Genomic DNA, 19,016 nt, shown 5'->3' with positions numbered 1-19,016 from the left:
CGCGCGCGGCTTAACGATAGGGGGCATCGGCGGCAAGGTTCGCGGCGATCGCGCGTTCCCACTTGTCACCGTTTTCTAGGAGCTTGGCCTTGTCGTAGATCAGCTCCTCGCGGGTTTCGGTCGCGAACTCAAAGTTCGGCCCCTCCACGACCGCGTCCACCGGGCAGGCTTCCTGACAGAAACCGCAATAGATGCACTTGGTCATGTCTATGTCGTAGCGCGTCGTGCGGCGGCTACCATCGTCGCGCGGCTGAGCCTCAATGGTGATCGCCTGCGCCGGACACACCGCTTCGCACAGCTTGCACGCGATACAGCGCTCTTCCCCATTGGGATAGCGGCGCAGCGCATGTTCGCCGCGGAAACGCGGGCTGATCGGGTTCTTCTCATAGGGATAGTTGATCGTCGCCTTGGCTTTGAAAAAATATTTCAAAGTCAACCAGTGCGCCTTCACGAACTCCCAGAGGGTGAAGCTTTTGACGTAATAACCGAGGCTCATTGTGCGCCTCCATAGCGCGTCAGCATGAGGAAGCCCGACACCAGGAAGACGAAGAAGAGCGAGGTCGGCAGGAAAATCTTCCAGCCCAGCCGCATCAGCTGGTCATACCGGTAGCGAGGCACCGTCGCCTTTACCCAGGAAAAGACGAAGAAGAAGAACAGGATCTTGGCGAACAGCCACAGGATGCCCGGCACATAATAGAGCGGTGCCCAGTCGACCGGGGGAAGATAGCCGCCCCAGAACAGGATCGCGTTCAATGCGCACATCAGGATGACATTGGCATATTCGCCCAGCCAGTAGAGCGCGAAGGCCATGGACGAATATTCGGTCTGGTAACCCGCCACCAGTTCCGAATCCGCTTCGGTCAGGTCGAAAGGCGCGCGGCCGGTTTCCGCGAGGGACGAAATCAGGAACATGATCGCCATCGGGAACAGCAGCGGGTTGAAGCCGTTGCCGTTCAGGAAGCCATAATAGCCCTTCTGGCTTTCTACGATGGTCGTCAGGTTGAAGCTGTTCGCCCAAAGCACGACGCAGATCAGGATGAAGCCGATTGAGACTTCATAGCTGATCATCTGCGCAGATGCGCGGATCGCGGAATAGAAGGGATATTTCGAGTTCGACGCCCAACCTGCCAGTACGATGCCGTAAACCCCCAGCGAGGAAATCGCGAGAATATAGAGCAAGCCAACATTGATGTCGGCCAGCACGACGCCGACCTGGAACGGGACAACCGCCCAGGCGATTAGCGCCACGGTGAATGTGATGATCGGCGCGATCAGGAACAGCGCCTTGTTCGATGCCGACGGGACGATGGTTTCCTGGAGAAAGACCTTCAGGCCGTCCGCGAAGGATTGGAGCAGGCCGAAGGGACCAACGACGTTGGGACCGCGACGCAGCGCCATCGCCGCCCAGATCTTGCGATCGGCATAGATCAGCATCGCAACCGCCAGCATGACCGGCAATGCGATCACCAGGATGCCGATGATGGTCGACAGGAACCAGGCGCCTTCGAAGCCCATACCCAGATTTTGGAAGAAAGCGGTCACTCTGCGGCCTCCGCGAAGCTCTCACCATGGACCAGTTCCGCCGAGCATTGCTGCATCGTCGGGCTGGCGCGGCAGATGGCGTTGGTCAGGTAGAAATCCTTGATCGGCGACGCCAGTTCACCGGTCGCTCCGGTTGGGAGCTTCGGGAGCGACCAGCCATAATCGGCCAAGCCTTCGACGCCCAGCGCCGGCACCGCCTTGACCATTTCGACGCGCAGCGCGTCGAAACTGTCGAAAGGCAGCCTGGCGCCCAGCGCTTCGGACAGCGCACGCAGGATCGACCAGTCCTCGCGGGCATCGCCCGGCGCGAACACCGCCTTCTCGCCGAACTGCACCCGGCCTTCGAGGTTGACATAGGTGCCCGCCTTTTCGGCATAGCTTGCGCCCGGCAGGATCACATCCGCCGCGTGCGCACCCTTGTCGCCATGATGGCCGACATAGACTTTGAAGCTGTTGGAGAAGGCTGCATAATCGACTTCGTCCGCCCCCAGCGAAAGGAGCAGCTTGGGCGCGGCCGCCGCCACCGCCTTGATGCCGCCCTGCGTCGCATAACCCAGCATCAGCCCGCCCATACGCGCCGCCGCAAAGTGCAGGACGTTATAGCCGTTCCAGCCATCCTTCACGAGGCCAAGCGTATCGACCAGCGCCAGCGTATCGCCATGCGCGCCGTCCTTGGCCAGCACCCCGCCACCAACGATCATCGCAGGACGCACAGCCTTGCCGAACGCCTCGACCACCGCGTCCGGCAGCTTGGCGAGCAAAGACGCATCATTGCCCAGCCACTCGACATTGTAGGTCAGATCGAACTCAGGCCCGACCGCAAAGACCTTCGCGCCCTTCTTGATCGCCTTGCGCAGCCGCGTGTTCACCAAAGGCGCTTCCCAGCGCAAATTGGTGCCGACCAGCAGGATGACGTCGGCGGTTTCCAGATCGGCCAGCGGCGTGTTGAACACCACCGACGACAGGCTCGACACGTCGTAGGACAGGCCGGTCTGGCGGCCTTCCAGCATCGTGCCGCCCAGCTTTTCGACCAGCGCCTTGCCGGCGAACATCGTCTCGCAATCGAGCAGGTCGCCGGCAATCGCCGCGACGCTGCCGCCATGCTGGACCGCGGCGACGGCGGCAAAGGCTTCCGCCCAGGTCGCGGGGGCCAGCTTACCGTCCTTGCGGACATAGGGCTTGTCGAGCCGCTTGCGGACCAGACCGTCGACATTGTGCCGGGTCTTGTCCGACGCCCATTCCTCGTTCACGTCGTCATTGATGCGTGGCACGGCGCGCAGCACTTGGCGGCCGCGGCTGTCGAGGCGGATGTTGGTGCCGAGCGCGTCCATCACATCGATCGCGTGGGTCTTCTTCAATTCCCACGGACGCGCTTCGAACGCATAGGGCTTGGCAGTCAGCGCACCTACGGGGCATAGGTCGACCACATTGCCGGACAGCTCGCTCTGCGCGGCATGTTCGAGATAGGTGGTGATCTGCATATTCTCGCCACGGCCGATTGCGCCGATTTCCGGTACGCCCGCGACTTCTTCCGCAAAGCGCACGCAGCGGGTGCACTGGATGCAGCGGGTCATGACCGTTTTGACGATCGGTCCCATATATTTCTCGGTTACGGCGCGCTTATTCTCATCATAACGTGATGCGCCGCGGCCATAGGCGACCGACTGGTCCTGCAAATCGCATTCGCCGCCCTGGTCGCAAATCGGGCAATCAAGCGGATGGTTGATGAGGAGGAACTCCATCACCCCTTCGCGCGCCTTCTTTACCATTTCGCTGTCGGTGCGAATGTCCTGCCCCTCGGCAGCGGGCAGCGCGCACGACGCCTGCGGCTTGGGCGGTCCGGGCTTCACTTCGACCAGGCACATGCGGCAATTGCCCGCGATAGACAGCCGTTCATGATAGCAAAAGCGCGGAATTTCCTTCCCCGCCATCTCGCAAGCCTGGAGGACGGTGGCGCCCGCCGGGACTTCGAGTTCTACGCCGTCAACTTTGACTTTAGGCATTCGCGCTGCCCTTTTTGGAAGCGATGAGCGGCCTGGCCGCCCGTTTATGACAATCGACCCTCTCGGCGTGGCCTGGGGCGAAATTAAGGCGGATCCGATTCATTTTTGCACCTCGGTCCGAGCAAATTCGCTCTTCGTGGCGGCGCGGGTCAAACGAAGCAATCCTTCAGCAATGGCACCCTTCACCGTTGCCTTTGACAGTTCGATTTTCTCGCCATCGGGGATGCAGGCGCTGAGTTTCGGCATCAACGCCTGAACGGTTTCATTTTCCTGACGAGAAGCTGGATAAGATAGCACAAGCGACCGTGAAAGCGATGGATTGGCACGCGCTACACATTCTCCAAATTGTTCCAGCGCCACCACAGAATATGCCGCACTAGGAACGGTATCGCCATATAATTGGAGATAACCGCTATTCAAATCATCCGGAAATGCATCAATGGCCTTGGACTTATAGTCATGCTGGAAAAGCGCCACGAAAATTCCTCCTCGCAGCAAGTTTTCCGAAAGCTTCAAATGACCATCCGCCATGCACTCGTCCGAAGGGTCGAACATGCTTTTGAGCAAAGATTTATACTCTGGCGAACCGACCGGCAGATCGATGAATTTGCGCGCGCGTCCTTGAGAGCGATCTACGACGCAAGCCGCAAATCCCTCCATGGTCACTCGCGCGGCCGCGGGACCTCGACCCGGCATTTGGGCCACACGATGACGGATCAATGTCCCCGTTTCCTGCGCCAATGCTGACGGTGCCGCAACAAAAGCGGCGGATATTAGAAGAGCGAACCGCAGTATCACTCCGCTGCCTCCATGACGGGGGCGCTACCCTTGTTTTCATTTATGCGGCGCTCGATTTCCGGGCGGAAATGCTTGATGAGCCCCTGGATCGGCCATGCCGCCGCGTCGCCGAGCGCGCAGATGGTGTGGCCTTCGACCTGCTTGGTCACCTGATGCAGCATGTCGATTTCGGACAGGTCAGCGTCGCCGGTACGCAGCCGTTCCATCACCCGCCACATCCAGCCCGTGCCTTCGCGGCATGGCGTACACTGGCCGCAACTCTCATGCTTGTAGAAGTAGGAGAGGCGCGAAATGGCGCGGACGATGTCGGTCGACTTGTCCATGACGATGACGGCGGCGGTGCCAAGGCCGGAGCCGAGCGCCTTCAACCCATCGAAATCCATCGGCGCGTCCATGATTTCACGGGCCGGCACCAATGGCACCGAAGAGCCGCCGGGGATGACCGCCATTAGATTGTCCCACCCGCCCCTTATACCGCCGCAATGGCGGTCGATCAGTTCGCGGAACGGGATCGACATCGATTCCTCGACGACGCAGGGCTTGTTCACATGGCCGCTGATCTGGAACAGTTTGGTGCCGCGATTATTCTCGCGGCCGAAGCGGTTGAACCAGGCCGCGCCGCGCCGCAGGATCGTCGGGCTGACCGCAATCGATTCCACGTTATTCACCGTGGTCGGGCAGCCATAAAGGCCTGCGCCCGCCGGGAAAGGCGGCTTCAGGCGGGGCTGGCCCTTCTTGCCCTCGATGCTTTCGATCTGCGCGGTTTCTTCGCCACAGATATAGGCGCCCGCACCGCGATGGACGAAGACGTCGAAATCATAGCCCGACCCGCAGGCATTCTTGCCGATGAAGCCCTTTTCATAGGCCTGCTCGACCGCGGCGAAGAGAACCTTCGCTTCGTAGATGAACTCGCCGCGAATGTAGATGTAAGCCGCGCGGGCGCGCATCGCGAAACCGGCGATCAGCGCGCCTTCGATCAGCTTGTGCGGATCGTGGCGAACGATTTCGCGGTCCTTGCAGCTGCCTGGCTCGGATTCATCGGCGTTGATGACCAGGAAGCTGGGACGGCCGTCCTTGCTTTCCTTGGGCATGAAGCTCCACTTCATGCCGGTCGGGAAGCCTGCGCCACCACGGCCGCGCAGGTTCGACGCCTTGATGATATCGATGATAGCATCCTGGCCGATTTCCATCAGCTTCTTGGTATTGTCCCAATCGCCGCGCTTCATCGCCGCGTCGATGCCCCAATCCTGGTAGCCATGGACGTTGGTGAAGATGCGGTCCTTATCGGACAGCGGCCCTACGAAGGGCGGCGGCGGGGGAGGTGCGGTTTCGTCGGCCATTACCGGCCCTTTCCGATCAGTTTTTCAGCCACGAAATAGGCAAGCAACGCAAGGGCAAGGCCGATGACAAGACCCAGCACAGCGCCGATGATCTTGAGCGCGATCACGAACACGATCAGGCCCAAAATGATGGCGATCAGGGCGCTCACGCCCACGAACCCCGATAATCGTGATTTTCGCTGACCATCTCCTTGAGCGTGGTCGGGCCACCTTCGGGCGCGCTGGTCTGACGGTCGATCTGCGGGCCGATCTTGGGCTGGCCACCGGTGGCCAACGTCTCCAAAATCGCGCTCATGCTGTCATAGGTCAGATCTTCGAAATTATCATCGTTGATCTGGACCATCGGCGCATTGGCGCAGGCGCCGAGGCATTCGACTTCGCTCAGCGTGAACAGACCATCGGGGGTCGTGCCGCCCTTGACGAGGCCCTTATTCTTGCAGGCCGAAAAGACATCGTCCGACCCGCGCAACATGCAGGGCGTCGTGCCGCACACCTGCACATGATAGCGGCCGACCGGCGCGAGGTTGTACATGGTGTAGAAGGTCGCGACTTCATAAACGCGCATGTACGGCATATCGAGCTGACGCCCGATATATTCCATCACCGGCACTGGCAACCAGCCATTGGTCTGAGTCTCCGCAGCGACCTGCCGCTGGGCCAGGTCAAGCAGCGGCATCACCGCCGATTGCTGACGACCGGCGGGATAGCGCGCGATGACCGTCTTGGCCTGTTCGGCGTTTTCGGCGGTCCACTCGAACGCGCCCCAGCGCGCGCGGGTTTCGGCCTCATCGGGGATATGAACTGCGTCAGCCATTATCGGTCACATTCTCCGAACACGATGTCCATCGCGCCCAGTACAGCGGTTGTATCGGCAAGCATGTGGCCCTTCATCATGAAGTCCATGGCTTGCAGATGCGAAAAGGCAGTCGGGCGGATCTTGCAGCGATAGGGCTTGTTGGATCCGTCGCTGACCAGATAGACGCCGAATTCGCCTTTCGGGCTTTCGGTCGCCACATAGACTTCACCCGCGGGGACATGGAAGCCCTCGGTGTAGAGTTTGAAGTGGTGGATCAGCGCTTCCATCGATCGCTTCATTTCACCGCGCTTGGGCGGCACCACCTTGCGGTCGAAGCTGGCGATCGGGCCGTCCGGCATCTCGTTCAGGCACTGTTTCATGATACGCGCCGACTGCCGCACTTCCTCGACGCGAACCATGAACCGGTCGTAGCAGTCGAACTGGGTGCCGACGGGAACGTCGAACTCCATACGGTCATAGACGTCATAGGGCTGCGACTTGCGGATGTCCCAGGGGATACCCGACCCGCGGATCATGGGACCGGAAAAGCCCCATTTCAGCGCGTCTTCCTTCGACACGACCGCGATGTCGACATTACGCTGCTTGAAGATGCGGTTGTCAGCCACCAGGCTGATCGCATCCTCGAACAGGCGAGGCAGGCGACCGTCGAGCCAGTCCGCGATGTCGGTCAGCAGCTTCAAAGGCACATCCTGATGCACGCCACCGGGACGGAAATAGGCGCTGTGCATACGGGCGCCCGAAGCGCGTTCGAAGAAGTTGAGGCAATCCTCGCGGATTTCGAACAGCCATAGGTTCGGCGTCATCGCGCCGACGTCCATCACATGCGAACCCAGGTTCAGCATATGATTGCAGATACGGGTCAGTTCCGCGAAAAACACACGCAGATATTGCGCGCGCAGTGGCACTTCCAGGTTCAGCAGCTTCTCGATCGCCAACACATAGCTATGCTCCATGCCGAGCGGCGAACAATAGTCCAGCCGATCGAAATAGGGCAGCGCCTGCATATAGGTCTTATATTCGATCAGCTTTTCGGTGCCGCGATGCAGCAGGCCGACATGCGGGTCGCAGCGTTCGACGATTTCACCATCCAGTTCCATAACCAGACGCAAAACGCCATGCGCCGCAGGGTGCTGCGGGCCAAAATTGATCGTGTAGTTCTGGATTTCCGTATCGCCATAAGACGGGTCGGCCGCGTCCGTGCGATGTTCCAGTTCGTCGAGATAGTCGGCCATCAGGCTTTATCCTCGGGCTTGGCAGCACCTTTACCTTCGTCGGTCGCGGCAGCGGGCTTGGCCGGCGCGTCACCGGACTTCGTTTCGGCTGCTTTGTTGGCAGCCTCGCCCGCGCCGGTGTCGGCCTTCTTTTCGGTCGTCTTGGGCGTGGGCGCGGCCGGGGCGGCGGGCGCTACAGCCTTTTCGTCGCCGGGCAGCACATATTGCGCGCCTTCCCACGGGCTCATGAAGTCAAAGCTGCGGAAGTCCTGCGCCAGTTTCACCGGTTCATAGACGACGCGCTTATCCTCCTCGGAATAGCGCAGTTCGACATAGCCGGTCAGTGGGAAGTCTTTGCGCTGCGGATGCCCCTTGAACCCATAGTCAGTCAGGATGCGGCGCAAGTCGGTATTGCCGTCGAAGACGACGCCATACATGTCGAACACTTCGCGCTCCAGCCAGCCGGCGACCGGCCAGAGGTGCGTGACGGTAGGGACCGGCGTGTCTTCGTCGGTCGATACCTTCACGCGAATACGATGATTCCGCGTGACGCTGAGCAGATGATAGGCGACCTCGAACCGCTCCGGGCGGTCGGGATAGTCGATGCCGGCGATCTCCATCAGCTGCTGATATTCCGCGTGGTCGCGCAACAGCGTCAACGCCTGCGGCAGGCCGTCGCGCGCGACGATGAAGGTCAGTTCGTCAGCATGATCGACGGTTTCGATCAGCATCGACCCCAGCAGAGTGCCGATTTCCTCGACAATCCCGTCGATGGTCGCGATCCTGGGTGCGGAATGTCCCATATTAGCGCTCAATCGTCCCGATACGGCGGATTTTCCGCTGCAACTGCATCACGCCATAGAGAAGCGCTTCGGCGGTCGGCGGGCAACCCGGCACATAGATGTCGACCGGCACGATGCGGTCACAGCCACGCACTACCGAATAGCTGTAATGATAATAGCCGCCGCCGTTCGCGCAGCTGCCCATCGAAATGACATATTTCGGATTGGACATCTGGTCGTAAACCTTGCGCAACGCCGGCGCCATCTTGTTGCACAGCGTGCCCGCGACGATCATAACGTCCGACTGGCGCGGTGACGCGCGCGGCGCGGCGCCGAAACGCTCCATGTCGTAACGCGGCATGTTGACGTGGATCATCTCGACCGCGCAGCAGGCCAGGCCGAATGTCATCCACCACAACGAACCGGTCCGCGCCCAAGTGAAGAGGTCCTCGGTCGAGGTGACCAGGAAGCCTTTGTCATTCACTTCGCTGTTGAGCGAATTGAAGAAATCCTGGTCGGGCTGCGTGCCCTGCGGAGGCAAGGTGCCAGGCGCAGGGTTATAGAGTTCTACTCCCAATCGAGTGCTCCCTTCTTCCACGCATAGACGAGACCGAGCACCAGCTCCGCTATGAAGATCATCATCGTTGCCCAGCCGGCCCAGCCGATCTGGTCAAGGCTTACCGCCCACGGAAACAGGAACGCCGCTTCAAGATCAAAGATGATGAAGAGAATGGCGACCAGATAGAAGCGGACGTCGAACTGGCTGCGCGGTTCTTCGAACGCGGGGAAACCGCATTCATATTCGGACAGCTTGGCCGGTTCGGGCTTATGTGCGCCGGTCAGCCGGCCCACCAGCATCGGCAGGAAGACGAAGGTGCCGGAGAGCAGCAAGGCGACCCCGAGAAAGATCAGGATCGGCAGATATTGGGCAAGATCGACCAACGGATTCCCCTGGGCGAAAAGGTTGTTGGGGGCGCTTTAGGCCTGCTGCATATGCGAAGCAAGGGGCCAACGCCCTGAGAATGAATCGCAAAAAGGCCAAGCGCTTGAAGCGCTTGGCCTAACCGGGCTTTAACGCAGCGCGCCAGCCACCAGCTTGTGCAATTTGCTGTGGATCGCATCGTTGCCGGCGATCACTTCCTTGCGCTCGATCGACTGGTCGCCACCGCGGAAATCGCTCGCAAAACCGCCCGCTTCCCGCACCAGCAGCAGGCCAGCGGCGACATCCCAGGGCTGAAGCCCGCTTTCCCAATAGCCGTCATAGCGGCCCGAAGCGACATGGGCGAGATCGAGCGAGGCGGCACCGAAGCGCCGGATGCCCGCGACGGAAGGGGCGACTGCACCATAGACACGTGTCCATTGGGCCATATCGCCATGGCCCATGAACGGGATGCCGGTCGCGATCACGCAATCGGCCAGGTCGCGCCGCGCCGAGACTCGCAAACGCTGGTCATGCCGCCAGGCACCCCGGTTCTTTTCGGCCCAATAGCTCTCGTCGGTGACGGGCTGATAGATGAGGCCGGTTGTGATCTCGCGCTTGGCGCTGCCATATTGCGGTTCTTCGACCGCGATCGAGATGGCAAAGTGCGGGATGCCGTGCAGGAAGTTGGTGGTGCCGTCGAGCGGATCGATGATCCAGCGCGGCTTCGTGGGATCGCCGTCGATCACGCCGCCTTCTTCCAGCAGGAAGCCCCAGTCTGGACGCGCCTTCTGCAATTCTTCGACGAGCGTTTTTTCCGCCTGATGATCGGCCTTGGACACGAAGTCGGCAGGTCCCTTGCGGGACACCTGAAGATGTTCGACTTCGCCGAAGTCTCGGCGGAGTTTCGATCCCGCCTTGCGCGCGGCGCGCTCCATGACGGTGAGAAGGCCGGAATGCGATGCCATAATGTTTCTCCGCCGCCCCCGGTGGGACGGCCTGCTGGATTATTTCTTCGGGGCGGGCTTGGCGGCCGGGGCGGCGGGGCGATAGCCGCATACGCCGGCGATCACGGCCAGCATCTGCGACGGATCTTTCCGATCGACCTTGCCGGCATTGGCGGCGATGACCTTGTCCGTCGCCTCGCTGACCTTGGACACCGAATTGGAATAGAGGCAATCGAACAGCGCGCTCTTGACCGGCGCTTCGATCTCGTTCGACTGAAGCGCGCTGGTGACGATGCGCAGCACATAGGCCGCGCTGTCCAGTTGCGCCTTGGTGGGCGCCGCTTGCGCCTGCGCCATAGCCTGGATGGGAACCGCAGCCGGCATGACGGCGATCGCGAGGCCAAGTGCCAATCGAGCGGCCCATGCCCTGTTGCCGTCCATCGGCATCACTCGGCGCGCTTCACATATTCGCGGGCATAGACGTCCACGACGATGCGGGTGCCGCTGACGATGTGCGGCGGGACCATGACGCGCACACCATTGTCGAGGATCGCGGGCTTGTAGCTGGCCGAAGCAGTCTGGCCCTTCACCACGGCGTCGGCTTCCACCACGGTCGCCTCGATCGTGTCGGGCAACTGAACCGAGATCGGGCGCTCATCATACATTTCCAGCGTCACTTCCATGCCATCCTGCAGGAAGTCGGCCGCATCGCCCAGCAATTCTGCGGGCAGGTTGATCTGCTCGTAATTCTCATTGTCCATGAAAACGAGCATGTCGCCTTCGGCATAGAGATACTGGAAATCCTTGGTGTCGAGGCGGATGCGCTCGACGCTTTCGGCGGAGCGGAAACGGACGTTGTTCTTGCGGCCGTCGATCAGGTTCTTGAGTTCGACCTGCATATAGGCGCCGCCCTTGCCGGGCTGGGTATGCTGGATCTTGACGGCGCGCCACAGGCCGCCCTCATATTCGATATTATTGCCGGGACGAATGTCCACGCCGCTGATCTTCGCCATGGGAAGAGCCTGCCTATATGTCTGAAGGTGGAAAAGAGCCGGCCTCTTTGAGGCTGGGCGAGCCTTTACCGCGGGACGGCGCGAAGGGCAAGGGGGTGGCCCCCGACGCTTAACTTCGCACTTTTCCCGCCGGTTTCGTCAGGAAGTTTCCTATGCGGGAAATTTTGTTTCCAAATAGCGGACATCTTCCCTGCGTAGGCGGGAACACGCAGTGCGGTAAATATCGGTGTAACAGACGCGACCTGTGTAGGACAGGTCAGCGGCGCGCCAACAGCGGATAGGGATTGATCGCGCGTCCGCCATACCAGGGTTCGCCGGCCTTCATGACATGGACCGCGAAATGCAGATGGGGCGCGGATGGATCGGCATTGCCTGTGCTGCCGACCGTGGCGATCCGCTGGCCGCGACGCAGCGCCTGCCCTTCCCGAAGGCCGGGCGCATAGCTGTCGAGATGAGCGTAATAATAGAGCAGCCGCCCGTCAGCCGACCGCTGATAGAGGGTGCGACCGCCATCTTCGCTCCAGAAGACCTTTTCGATCCAGCCGTCAGCCGCGGCCAGCACCGCCCTGCCCCGCGCCGCCATGATATCGATCGCGTCATGCGGCCGCGCGCCATTGGCGCGAGCTTGGGTGAAAGTGTCGGCAAGCGCCGAAGCCGGCACGCCCTCGACCGGGATCAGCAACGGGCCGTTGGTCGCCGGGCCAGCGGACTGGGGCGTAGGCCCGGACGGCGCGTCGGCGGGCACGATCCGGACGCAGAAATGGGCGAAGGCGACGCAGAGCAGCAGCGCCGAAGCGACGCTCCCCCACAGTCGCGGCCTCATCATGCCTGAAACTTAGCTTTGGTCCCGCTCTTTACCATCTGGGCCAGTCGCGCTGCGTCCCAATTGGTCAGGCGGATACAGCCATGGCTTTCGGTGCGGCCGATCGTCTGCGGCTCCGGCGTGCCGTGGATGCCGTAGTGATCCTTCGACAGGTCGATCCACACCACGCCGACCGGACCATTGGGTCCGGGCTTCAGAACCGCTTTCTGGTCCTTGGCAGAAGCGTCCCAGAAGAGGTTGGGATTATAGTGGAAATCGGGATTGCGGCTGACGCCCTTAATCGTCCATTCGCCCAGCGGCAGCGGATCATGTTGCGATCCCGTCGTCACGGGGAACTGCGCGATCAGGCGGTTTTCGGCGTTATAGACCTTGAGCAGCCCTTCGGACTTGTCGACGACCAGATGATCGGCCTGAGGCTGATCCTTCGCGACGCCCAGGCTGGCGAGCGTCTCGCCCCAACCGCGCTCGTCGCCCTCGATCGTGGCGACCGGCTGGTTGTCGATCGCCGGCACGCGGATGGTCGTACCCGCACCGACCCTCGTATTGGGCGCATTGAGCGCGATCAACGCTTCGGGCGTGGTGTGAAAGCGTTCGGCGACCTTTTCCAGCAGGTTGCGATAGGTCAGCGCCGGCAATTTGGCCTGTTCGTTGAGGTTCCCGCGTGGGAGGTCGAAAAAGGGACCGCGGGCGAAATCATCTGGAATCCGCACCAGATAGGTTGTCGGCCGCGGCTCGCCTTCCAGCAGGGCTGTGCTGGTCTTCTGATCGAAGGTGCCGGTAACGGGCAGATTATGGGCTTCCTGAAAACCGCGCAGGGCCGCCTTGAAACTCATGCCGTCCTTGCCATCCAACACGCCGGGCGAGAATCCCCAGCGGTCGAGCGCAACCTGCGCCATGAGAAAGCGATTGGGTTGCTGGGGATTTTGTTCCTGCACAACCTGAAAGGCGTAAGCGTCGCTCTTAACGGCGGCAGCGGCGTTGGCCGCGTTGGCGGGCTGGACGGCGTTATCCGCAGGCGCGCTGCTATTGGCGTCGGTAACGCTGACATTGCAGGCGCTACACAGCAGGGCGACAAGCAACAGATGGTTTTTCAAGGCGATTCTCTCCGATCAGATGAGCAGAGAACGCGCGAAGACGCGGAAGGCTGCGATGCGCCGAACCACTCCGCTCAGCGCGGCGGCGGCGGCTTGCTCGCCAACACTTCGGCAAAGGCGGCGACGCCCGCCTTCGGACCGTCAGGGTGGTTCCACACAGCGCTGCTGACCGCCAGGAAATCCGCCCCTGCGGCGACCAGAGGCCCGGCATTGTCAGCGGTCACGCCACCAATCGCGACGCAGGGCAGTTCGAACAGGGTCGTCCACCACCCCAGGATCGACGGCTCGGCGCGGTGGAGCGTTTCTTTGGTGGTGCTGGGATAGAAAGCACCGAACGCGACATAGTCGGCCCCCGCCTCGCCCGCCTCCATCGCCAGATGGCGGCTGTCATGGCAGGTCACGCCGATCTGCACCTTCGGCCCCAATTGCTCGCGCGCGTCGCGCGGGTCGCCATCCTCCTGCCCCAGATGGACCCCGTCCGCATTGAGCCGCTTGGCCAAACCAATGCTGTCATTGACGATGAAGGCGACCTCCCGCTCCGCGCACAGCGCCTGGATCGGCGGGGCGAGCGCGGCGATAGCGTGATCATCTATCCCTTTGAGCCGCAACTGAAACGCCGCAACGCCGCCGCCATCGAACGCGGCCGCGAGCTGATCGAGAAAGCCATCGTCGATGGCCGGCGGGGAGATCAGGTAGAGTTGGCAGGCGGGGCGAAAGCCCGGCTCGAACTGGTCGGCGAAATGCGGGTCGAGCGCCAGCTCTTCATCGGTAAAATCGGTCATGGGCGCTTTATAGCCATTCGCGCCAGTACGCCAAGGGCGCAGTGCTGGAATGAAATGCCCAAACTCTCATCCGTTCGGGCTGAGCCTGTCGGAGCCCCTTGCTTCTTAAGACGAGAAGCCCTTCGACAGGCTCAAGGCGAACGGAGGTGGTGACAATACCGGGCGTAGACGATCCGCCCGGTATTACACGTCAGGCCGTGACCGGCTGCTTGGCGGTCGATGCGGCGTGGATTTCGTCGATCGCTTCGCCCAGCGATGCGTTGAACTCGTCATCGGTCATCTGGTGACGCAGATCGTTGAGCAGCGCACGGCTGAAGCTGGCGATGATGCCGCGATTCTTGGCCAGTTCGACACAGGCTTCTGGACGGGCGAAACCACCCGACAACGCGACGACGCGCAGCACCGCGGGGTGATCGACCAGCGGGTCGAAGAGGCCGGCCTTGGCAGGCAGAGACAGTTTCAACATGACCTGAACACCATCGGGCAAGGCGTCGAGATTCTTGAGGATTTCCTCCAGCAAGATCTGGTCGGCCTCGGCGCGTTCGGGCGACTTGATGTTCACTTCCGGCTCGATGATCGGCATCAGGCCAGCGGCGAGCACCTGGTTGCCGATGGCGAACTGCTGCGCGACCACGGCGGCGATGCCTTCGCGGTTAGCCAGGTTCACGACCGAACGCTCCTTGGTGCCGAACACGCCCAGCGCCTTCGATCGGTGCAGCAGGATGTCGAGATCGGGATTGGGCTTCATCAACTGCACGCCGTTCGCCTCATCCTCCAGACCCTTGTCGATCTTGATGAAAGGCACCACGCCGCGATCGAGCAGCGCCTGCGGGGTGGGCTTGCCGTCGACGGTGCCGTCCATGGTGCGTTCGAACAGGATCGCACCCAGCACCTTATCGCCAGTGAAGGCGGGCGAAGTGATGACCCGGCTGCGCATCGCGTGGATCAGGCCGTACATGTCTTCTTCGCTGGTCCAGGCGTCTTCTTCCACGCCATAGCCCTTGAGCGCCTTGGGCGTCGATCCGCCGCTCTGGTCGAGCGCCGCGATAAAGCCTTCGCCTGTCGCGATCTTCTGCTTCATATCCTGATCCAGCATCTGCACATACCTTCCCTTGGGCGCCGCCTCCTGGCGGCACGAAAAATAGATGATCGACAGATGCTCCACCACCTGTCGGCCGGGTGCGACTTTTTGTTGTTATCGCCGGTATTCCGGCTGGTAGCCAGTCCCATGCCGCACCGCAAGGGGCGTGCTGATGCCACCGTAGCCGGAAAAACGGTTGGTCCAGCCGGTTCCGCTGCATCGCACAATTAGGAAGGCCGGGTTGAAAGGTTGCGTCTTGCGACCCATAGGGCAGGCATGACCAGCATCCCCGCCGAAAAACCCGCAAATCTCTCCCCTGCCGCCATCCTCCTCATGGCGGTGGCGTGCGGCGTGATCGTCGCCAACCTCTATTATGCTCAGACGCTGATCGACGTGATCGGACCGGAAATTGGCCTTTCCCCCAGCGTCGCGGGGCTGATCACGACATTGACCCAGCTTGGCTATGGCGCGGGCCTGTTCCTGGTGGTGCCGCTGGCCGACCTGTTAGAAAACCGGCGCATCGTGCTGACGTCGATTGCTGCCACCACCATCGGCTGCATCGCCATCGCCCTGTCCAGCGGGCCGACCAGCTTCCTGGTCGCCTCCATCCTGACCGGCGTGGGCGCCACCGGGGCGCAGGTGCTGGTCCCCCTCGCCTCGCACCTCGCCGCACCGGAAAAGCAGGGCCGCGTGGTCGGCACGGTGATGAGCGGACTGCTGTTCGGCATCATGTTGTCGCGCCCGATCGCTAATTTCCTGGCCGGGTCGGTCGGCTGGCGGGCTACCTTCATCGTCTCCGCAGTCGTCATGGCCATGGTGGGCGTGGCGCTGCTCGCCGCCTGTCCGCAACGCAAGCCCAAGGGCGGGATGCGCTATCGCGACGTGCTGGCGTCGACCTTCGATCAACTGGTCAAGCATCGTGTCGTGCGGATGCGCGCATTTTATCAGGCGGCGATGTTCGCAGCGTTTAACCTGTTCTGGACCGCCGCGCCGCTGGCGCTGATCCATGAATTTCACCTCGGCCATACCGGCATCGGCGCCTTTGCGCTGGCCGGCGCTGGCGGGGCGCTGGTGGCGCCGATCGCGGGATGGATGGCCGATCGCCGCCTGACCCGCCCCGCCTCGCTGATCGGGCTGATCGGACTGACGGTCGGTTTTCTGCTCGCCGACTGGAGCGTAGCCGCGGGCAGCCTGATCGGCTTCACCATCATGGCTGTGCTGATCGACGGCGCGGTGCAGATGAGCCAGATCACGGGGCAGAAGCTGATCTTCTCGCTTGATCCCCATGCGCGCGGCCGCATCAATGCCGCCTATGTGACCGTCATGTTCCTGGTGGGCGCGCTTGGGTCGGTGATCGGATCGGTCACCTATGAAGCAGGCGGCTGGACCGCCAGCGCTCTGGCGGGTGCGGCCATCGGCGGGGTCGCGACCCTGGCCTTCCTGCTGTTCGACCGGGGTGCCAGCATCGCGCGCTGACCCCCGGTCGCTATCGAATCAGGCCGTCAGCGCCTTGACGCCCGGCAGTTCCTTGCCTTCCATCCATTCGAGAAAGGCACCGCCGGCGGTAGAGACGAAGGTGAAATCGGCCGCTGCGCCTGCATGGTTAAGCGCCGCGACGGTATCGCCGCCACCGGCAACCGACGTCAACTGGCCTTCCTTGGTCAGCGCCGCCGCAGTCCGGGCCAGCGCCACGGTCGCGGTATCGAACGGGGCCATCTCGAACGCGCCAAGCGGACCGTTCCAGACCAATGTGCGGCAGTTTTTGAGCACGTCGGCCAACGCCTCGACAGCGGCCGGGCCGACGTCCAGGATCATCTCGTCCGCCGCGACCTCATGCACGTTGCAGGTGCGCAGGGACGCAGGATTGGCGGCAAATTCCTTCGCCACCACCACGTCATAAGGCAGATGAATGGTACAGCCGGCGGCTTCGGCAGCCTCGAAAATCGCTTCGGCCGTGTCGCTCAGATCCTTCTCGCACAGTGATTTGCCGACATCGACTCCGCGGGCATGGAGGAAAGTGTTCGCCATACCGCCACCTATGATCAGGTGATCGACCTGTTTCACCAGATTGTTAAGCACGTCGAGCTTGGTCGATACCTTGGCGCCGCCGACAACCGCCGCAACTGGCTTGACCGGTTCGCCCAGTGCCGCCTGCAGCGCATCCAGTTCCTTTTCCATGGAACGACCGGCAAAAGCGGGCAGCTTATGGGCCAGCCCCTCGGTCGAGGCATGGGCGCGATGCGCAGCGGAGAAGGCGTCATTGACATAGAGGTCGCCGATCGCCGCCATCGCCTCGGCCAGTGCCGGGTCGTTCTTTTCCTCGCCGGCATGAAAACGGGTATTTTCGAGAATGGCGATGTCGCCGGGGCGCATCACCGCGATGCCATCGACGGCGGCCTCCCCCTGGCAATCGGGGATGAACTGCACTTCGCGGCCCAGAACCTGGCTCAGCGGCCGGGTGATCTTGGACAGCGAATATTCCGGGTTCTTCTGGCCCTTGGGACGGCCGAAATGCGCCAGGATCAACACCTTGGCGCCCCGATCGGCCAGTTCCAGCACAGTCGGCATAGCCGAACGCAGGCGAGTATCGTCGCTGACCGCGCCATCCTGCATCGGCACGTTCAAATCTTCGCGCACCAGCACCACCTTGCCGGTGATGTCGCCCATATCGTCGAGCGTCTTGAAGGGCTTGGTCATGTCTTTTCCCCTGAATACCCAGCCCGTTCGGGCTGAGCCTGTCGAAGCCCTGTCCTCTCCCTCGCAGAAAAGAAAGGCCATTCGACAAGCTCAGGGCGAACGGAGGTTAGTCCGTTCGTGTGCTTACAGAAACTTCGCGACGACGCCGCTGGTGTCGATCATGCGGTTCGAGAAACCCCATTCATTGTCGTACCAGCTGAGCACGCGGACCAGCTTGCCATCGACCACAGCGGTCTCCAAGCTGTCGACGGTCGAGCTGCGCGGATCGCCATTATAGTCGATCGATACTAAAGGCTCGTCCGAATAGCCCAGCACGCCCTTGAGCGGACCATCTTCCGAAGCCGCCTTGAGCAGGGCGTTGACCTCGTCCTTGGTGGTCGGGCGGCTCGGAATGAACTTGAGATCCACGACCGAGACGTTGGGCGTCGGCACGCGGATCGACGAACCGTCCAGCTTGCCCTTCAATTCGGGCAGAACCTCACCCACCGCGCGGGCCGCGCCAGTGGAGGTCGGGATCTGCGAAAGGGCAGCGGCACGGGCGCGGCGCATGTCGCTGTGCAACTGATCCAGCGTGTTCTGGTCGTTGGTGTAGCTGTGGATCGTCGTCATGAAGCCGCTTTCGATGCCGATCGCATCGTTCAGCACCTTCGCGAGCGGGGCCAGGCAGTTGGTGGTGCAGCTGGCGTTCGAGATGACGATGTCGTCGGCGGTCAGCGCGTCATGGTTGACGCCGAACACGACGGTACGATCGACATTGGTGCCGGGCGCGGAAATGATGACGCGCTTGGCACCGGCGGTAAGATGCGCGCTCGCCTTGTCCTTGGTCGTGAAGATGCCGGTGCATTCCAGCGCGATGGCGACGCCAAGGGCAGCGTGCGGCAGGTTGGCGGGATCGCGCTCGGCGGTCACCTTGATCTTCTTGCCGTCGACGACCAGGAAATCGCCATCCACGCTGACGTCGCCGGCCCAATTGCCATGCACGGAGTCGCGCTTGAACAGCAGGGCGTTGGACTTGACGTCGCCCAGATCGTTGATGCTGACCAGTTCCAGGTCATGGTCGGTGCGCGACAGGATGGCGCGCGCCACCAGGCGGCCGATACGTCCGAAACCGTTAATTGCTACCTTTGTTGCCACTGCACTAGCCTCCTTAAGGTGTTGTTGTTCGGG

21 protein-coding genes are annotated in these 19,016 nt (G+C 61.9%); 1 reads left to right on the top strand and 20 read right to left on the bottom strand.

All coding sequences use genetic code 11. From position 1 onward, the window contains the following. Window positions 1-10 precede the first annotated feature (10 nt). The 18 genes from nuoI to HHL08_RS13590 form a co-directional block, all read right to left on the bottom strand. Window positions 11-496, bottom strand: coding sequence for an NADH-quinone oxidoreductase subunit NuoI (gene nuoI / locus HHL08_RS13675; protein WP_169573709.1), 486 nt, complete (start codon window positions 494-496; stop codon window positions 11-13). Continuing rightward, complete coding sequence (nuoH, locus tag HHL08_RS13670) at window positions 493-1,542, bottom strand: NADH-quinone oxidoreductase subunit NuoH (protein ID WP_169573708.1); 1,050 nt, start codon at window positions 1,540-1,542, stop codon at window positions 493-495. Before nuoH ends, nuoI begins: the two co-directional genes overlap by 4 nt. Further along, entirely contained in the window at window positions 1,539-3,545 is a 2,007-nt protein-coding gene (gene nuoG, locus HHL08_RS13665; protein WP_169573707.1) for an NADH-quinone oxidoreductase subunit NuoG, read from the bottom strand. The genes nuoH and nuoG overlap by 4 nt, the downstream gene beginning before the upstream one ends. Before the next feature lie 99 nt (window positions 3,546-3,644). Next, entirely contained in the window at window positions 3,645-4,205 is a 561-nt protein-coding gene (locus tag HHL08_RS13660) for a hypothetical protein (RefSeq protein WP_169573706.1), read from the bottom strand. Between the two features lie 134 nt (window positions 4,206-4,339). Next, window positions 4,340-5,683, bottom strand: a complete 1,344-nt coding sequence (gene nuoF, locus HHL08_RS13655) for an NADH-quinone oxidoreductase subunit NuoF (RefSeq protein WP_169573705.1) — start codon at window positions 5,681-5,683, stop codon at window positions 4,340-4,342. Next, complete coding sequence (locus HHL08_RS13650; RefSeq protein ID WP_169573704.1) at window positions 5,683-5,832, bottom strand: hypothetical protein; 150 nt, start codon at window positions 5,830-5,832, stop codon at window positions 5,683-5,685. The genes nuoF and HHL08_RS13650 overlap by 1 nt, the downstream gene beginning before the upstream one ends. Further along, the gene (locus HHL08_RS13645) at window positions 5,829-6,497 is read right to left on the bottom strand and encodes a complex I 24 kDa subunit family protein (protein ID WP_169573703.1); all 669 of its coding nucleotides are present in this window, start codon (window positions 6,495-6,497) and stop codon (window positions 5,829-5,831) included. Before HHL08_RS13645 ends, HHL08_RS13650 begins: the two co-directional genes overlap by 4 nt. Further along, on the bottom strand, window positions 6,497-7,732 hold the full coding sequence (locus HHL08_RS13640; protein ID WP_169573702.1) for an NADH-quinone oxidoreductase subunit D: 1,236 nt from the start codon (window positions 7,730-7,732) through the stop codon (window positions 6,497-6,499). The genes HHL08_RS13645 and HHL08_RS13640 overlap by 1 nt, the downstream gene beginning before the upstream one ends. Beyond that, complete coding sequence (locus tag HHL08_RS13635; RefSeq protein WP_169573701.1) at window positions 7,732-8,514, bottom strand: NADH-quinone oxidoreductase subunit C; 783 nt, start codon at window positions 8,512-8,514, stop codon at window positions 7,732-7,734. Before HHL08_RS13635 ends, HHL08_RS13640 begins: the two co-directional genes overlap by 1 nt. 1 nt (window position 8,515) lies before the next feature. After that, on the bottom strand, window positions 8,516-9,070 hold the full coding sequence (locus tag HHL08_RS13630) for a NuoB/complex I 20 kDa subunit family protein (protein ID WP_169573700.1): 555 nt from the start codon (window positions 9,068-9,070) through the stop codon (window positions 8,516-8,518). Continuing rightward, window positions 9,061-9,435, bottom strand: a complete 375-nt coding sequence (locus tag HHL08_RS13625; RefSeq protein ID WP_088184016.1) for an NADH-quinone oxidoreductase subunit A — start codon at window positions 9,433-9,435, stop codon at window positions 9,061-9,063. Before HHL08_RS13625 ends, HHL08_RS13630 begins: the two co-directional genes overlap by 10 nt. Before the next feature lie 129 nt (window positions 9,436-9,564). Then, window positions 9,565-10,380 carry an inositol monophosphatase family protein gene (locus HHL08_RS13620; protein WP_169573699.1) on the bottom strand — a complete coding sequence of 272 codons (816 nt, stop codon included), beginning with the start codon at window positions 10,378-10,380 and terminating at the stop codon, window positions 9,565-9,567. Window positions 10,381-10,419: 39 nt separating this feature from the next. Continuing rightward, a complete protein-coding gene (locus tag HHL08_RS13615) occupies window positions 10,420-10,743 on the bottom strand; it encodes a hypothetical protein (protein WP_235955057.1) in 324 nt (107 codons plus the stop codon). A gap of 62 nt (window positions 10,744-10,805) precedes the next feature. Then, on the bottom strand, window positions 10,806-11,372 hold the full coding sequence (efp, locus tag HHL08_RS13610; RefSeq protein WP_169573698.1) for an elongation factor P: 567 nt from the start codon (window positions 11,370-11,372) through the stop codon (window positions 10,806-10,808). Between the two features lie 256 nt (window positions 11,373-11,628). Then, a complete protein-coding gene (locus tag HHL08_RS13605) occupies window positions 11,629-12,195 on the bottom strand; it encodes a M23 family metallopeptidase (RefSeq protein WP_169573829.1) in 567 nt (188 codons plus the stop codon). Then, window positions 12,195-13,289 carry a L,D-transpeptidase family protein gene (locus HHL08_RS13600; RefSeq protein ID WP_169573697.1) on the bottom strand — a complete coding sequence of 365 codons (1,095 nt, stop codon included), beginning with the start codon at window positions 13,287-13,289 and terminating at the stop codon, window positions 12,195-12,197. The genes HHL08_RS13605 and HHL08_RS13600 overlap by 1 nt, the downstream gene beginning before the upstream one ends. A 74-nt stretch (window positions 13,290-13,363) precedes the next feature. After that, window positions 13,364-14,071 carry a thiamine phosphate synthase gene (thiE, locus tag HHL08_RS13595; RefSeq protein WP_169573696.1) on the bottom strand — a complete coding sequence of 236 codons (708 nt, stop codon included), beginning with the start codon at window positions 14,069-14,071 and terminating at the stop codon, window positions 13,364-13,366. Between the two features lie 190 nt (window positions 14,072-14,261). Next, on the bottom strand, window positions 14,262-15,167 hold the full coding sequence (locus HHL08_RS13590; protein ID WP_169573828.1) for a fructose bisphosphate aldolase: 906 nt from the start codon (window positions 15,165-15,167) through the stop codon (window positions 14,262-14,264). A gap of 261 nt (window positions 15,168-15,428) precedes the next feature. Here HHL08_RS13590 and HHL08_RS13585 point away from each other — a divergent pair, with 261 nt between their 5' ends. Further along, window positions 15,429-16,628 (top strand): MFS transporter, encoded by a 1,200-nt coding sequence (locus tag HHL08_RS13585; protein WP_169573695.1) that lies wholly within the window; start codon window positions 15,429-15,431, stop codon window positions 16,626-16,628. 18 nt (window positions 16,629-16,646) lie between these two features. On the opposite strand, the gene HHL08_RS13580 is transcribed toward HHL08_RS13585, so the two are convergent. Then, window positions 16,647-17,849 carry a phosphoglycerate kinase gene (locus HHL08_RS13580; protein ID WP_169573694.1) on the bottom strand — a complete coding sequence of 401 codons (1,203 nt, stop codon included), beginning with the start codon at window positions 17,847-17,849 and terminating at the stop codon, window positions 16,647-16,649. Between the two features lie 123 nt (window positions 17,850-17,972). Then, the gene (gene gap / locus HHL08_RS13575) at window positions 17,973-18,983 is read right to left on the bottom strand and encodes a type I glyceraldehyde-3-phosphate dehydrogenase (RefSeq protein ID WP_169573693.1); all 1,011 of its coding nucleotides are present in this window, start codon (window positions 18,981-18,983) and stop codon (window positions 17,973-17,975) included. Window positions 18,984-19,016 lie beyond the last annotated feature (33 nt).

The sequence above is a fragment of the Sphingobium psychrophilum genome (assembly GCF_012927105.1).
In the GTDB taxonomy this organism is placed as follows: Bacteria; Pseudomonadota; Alphaproteobacteria; order Sphingomonadales; family Sphingomonadaceae; genus Sphingobium; species Sphingobium psychrophilum.
Note: the sequence above shows the minus strand (reverse complement) of the source record. Positions and strands in the feature narration are given on the sequence as shown.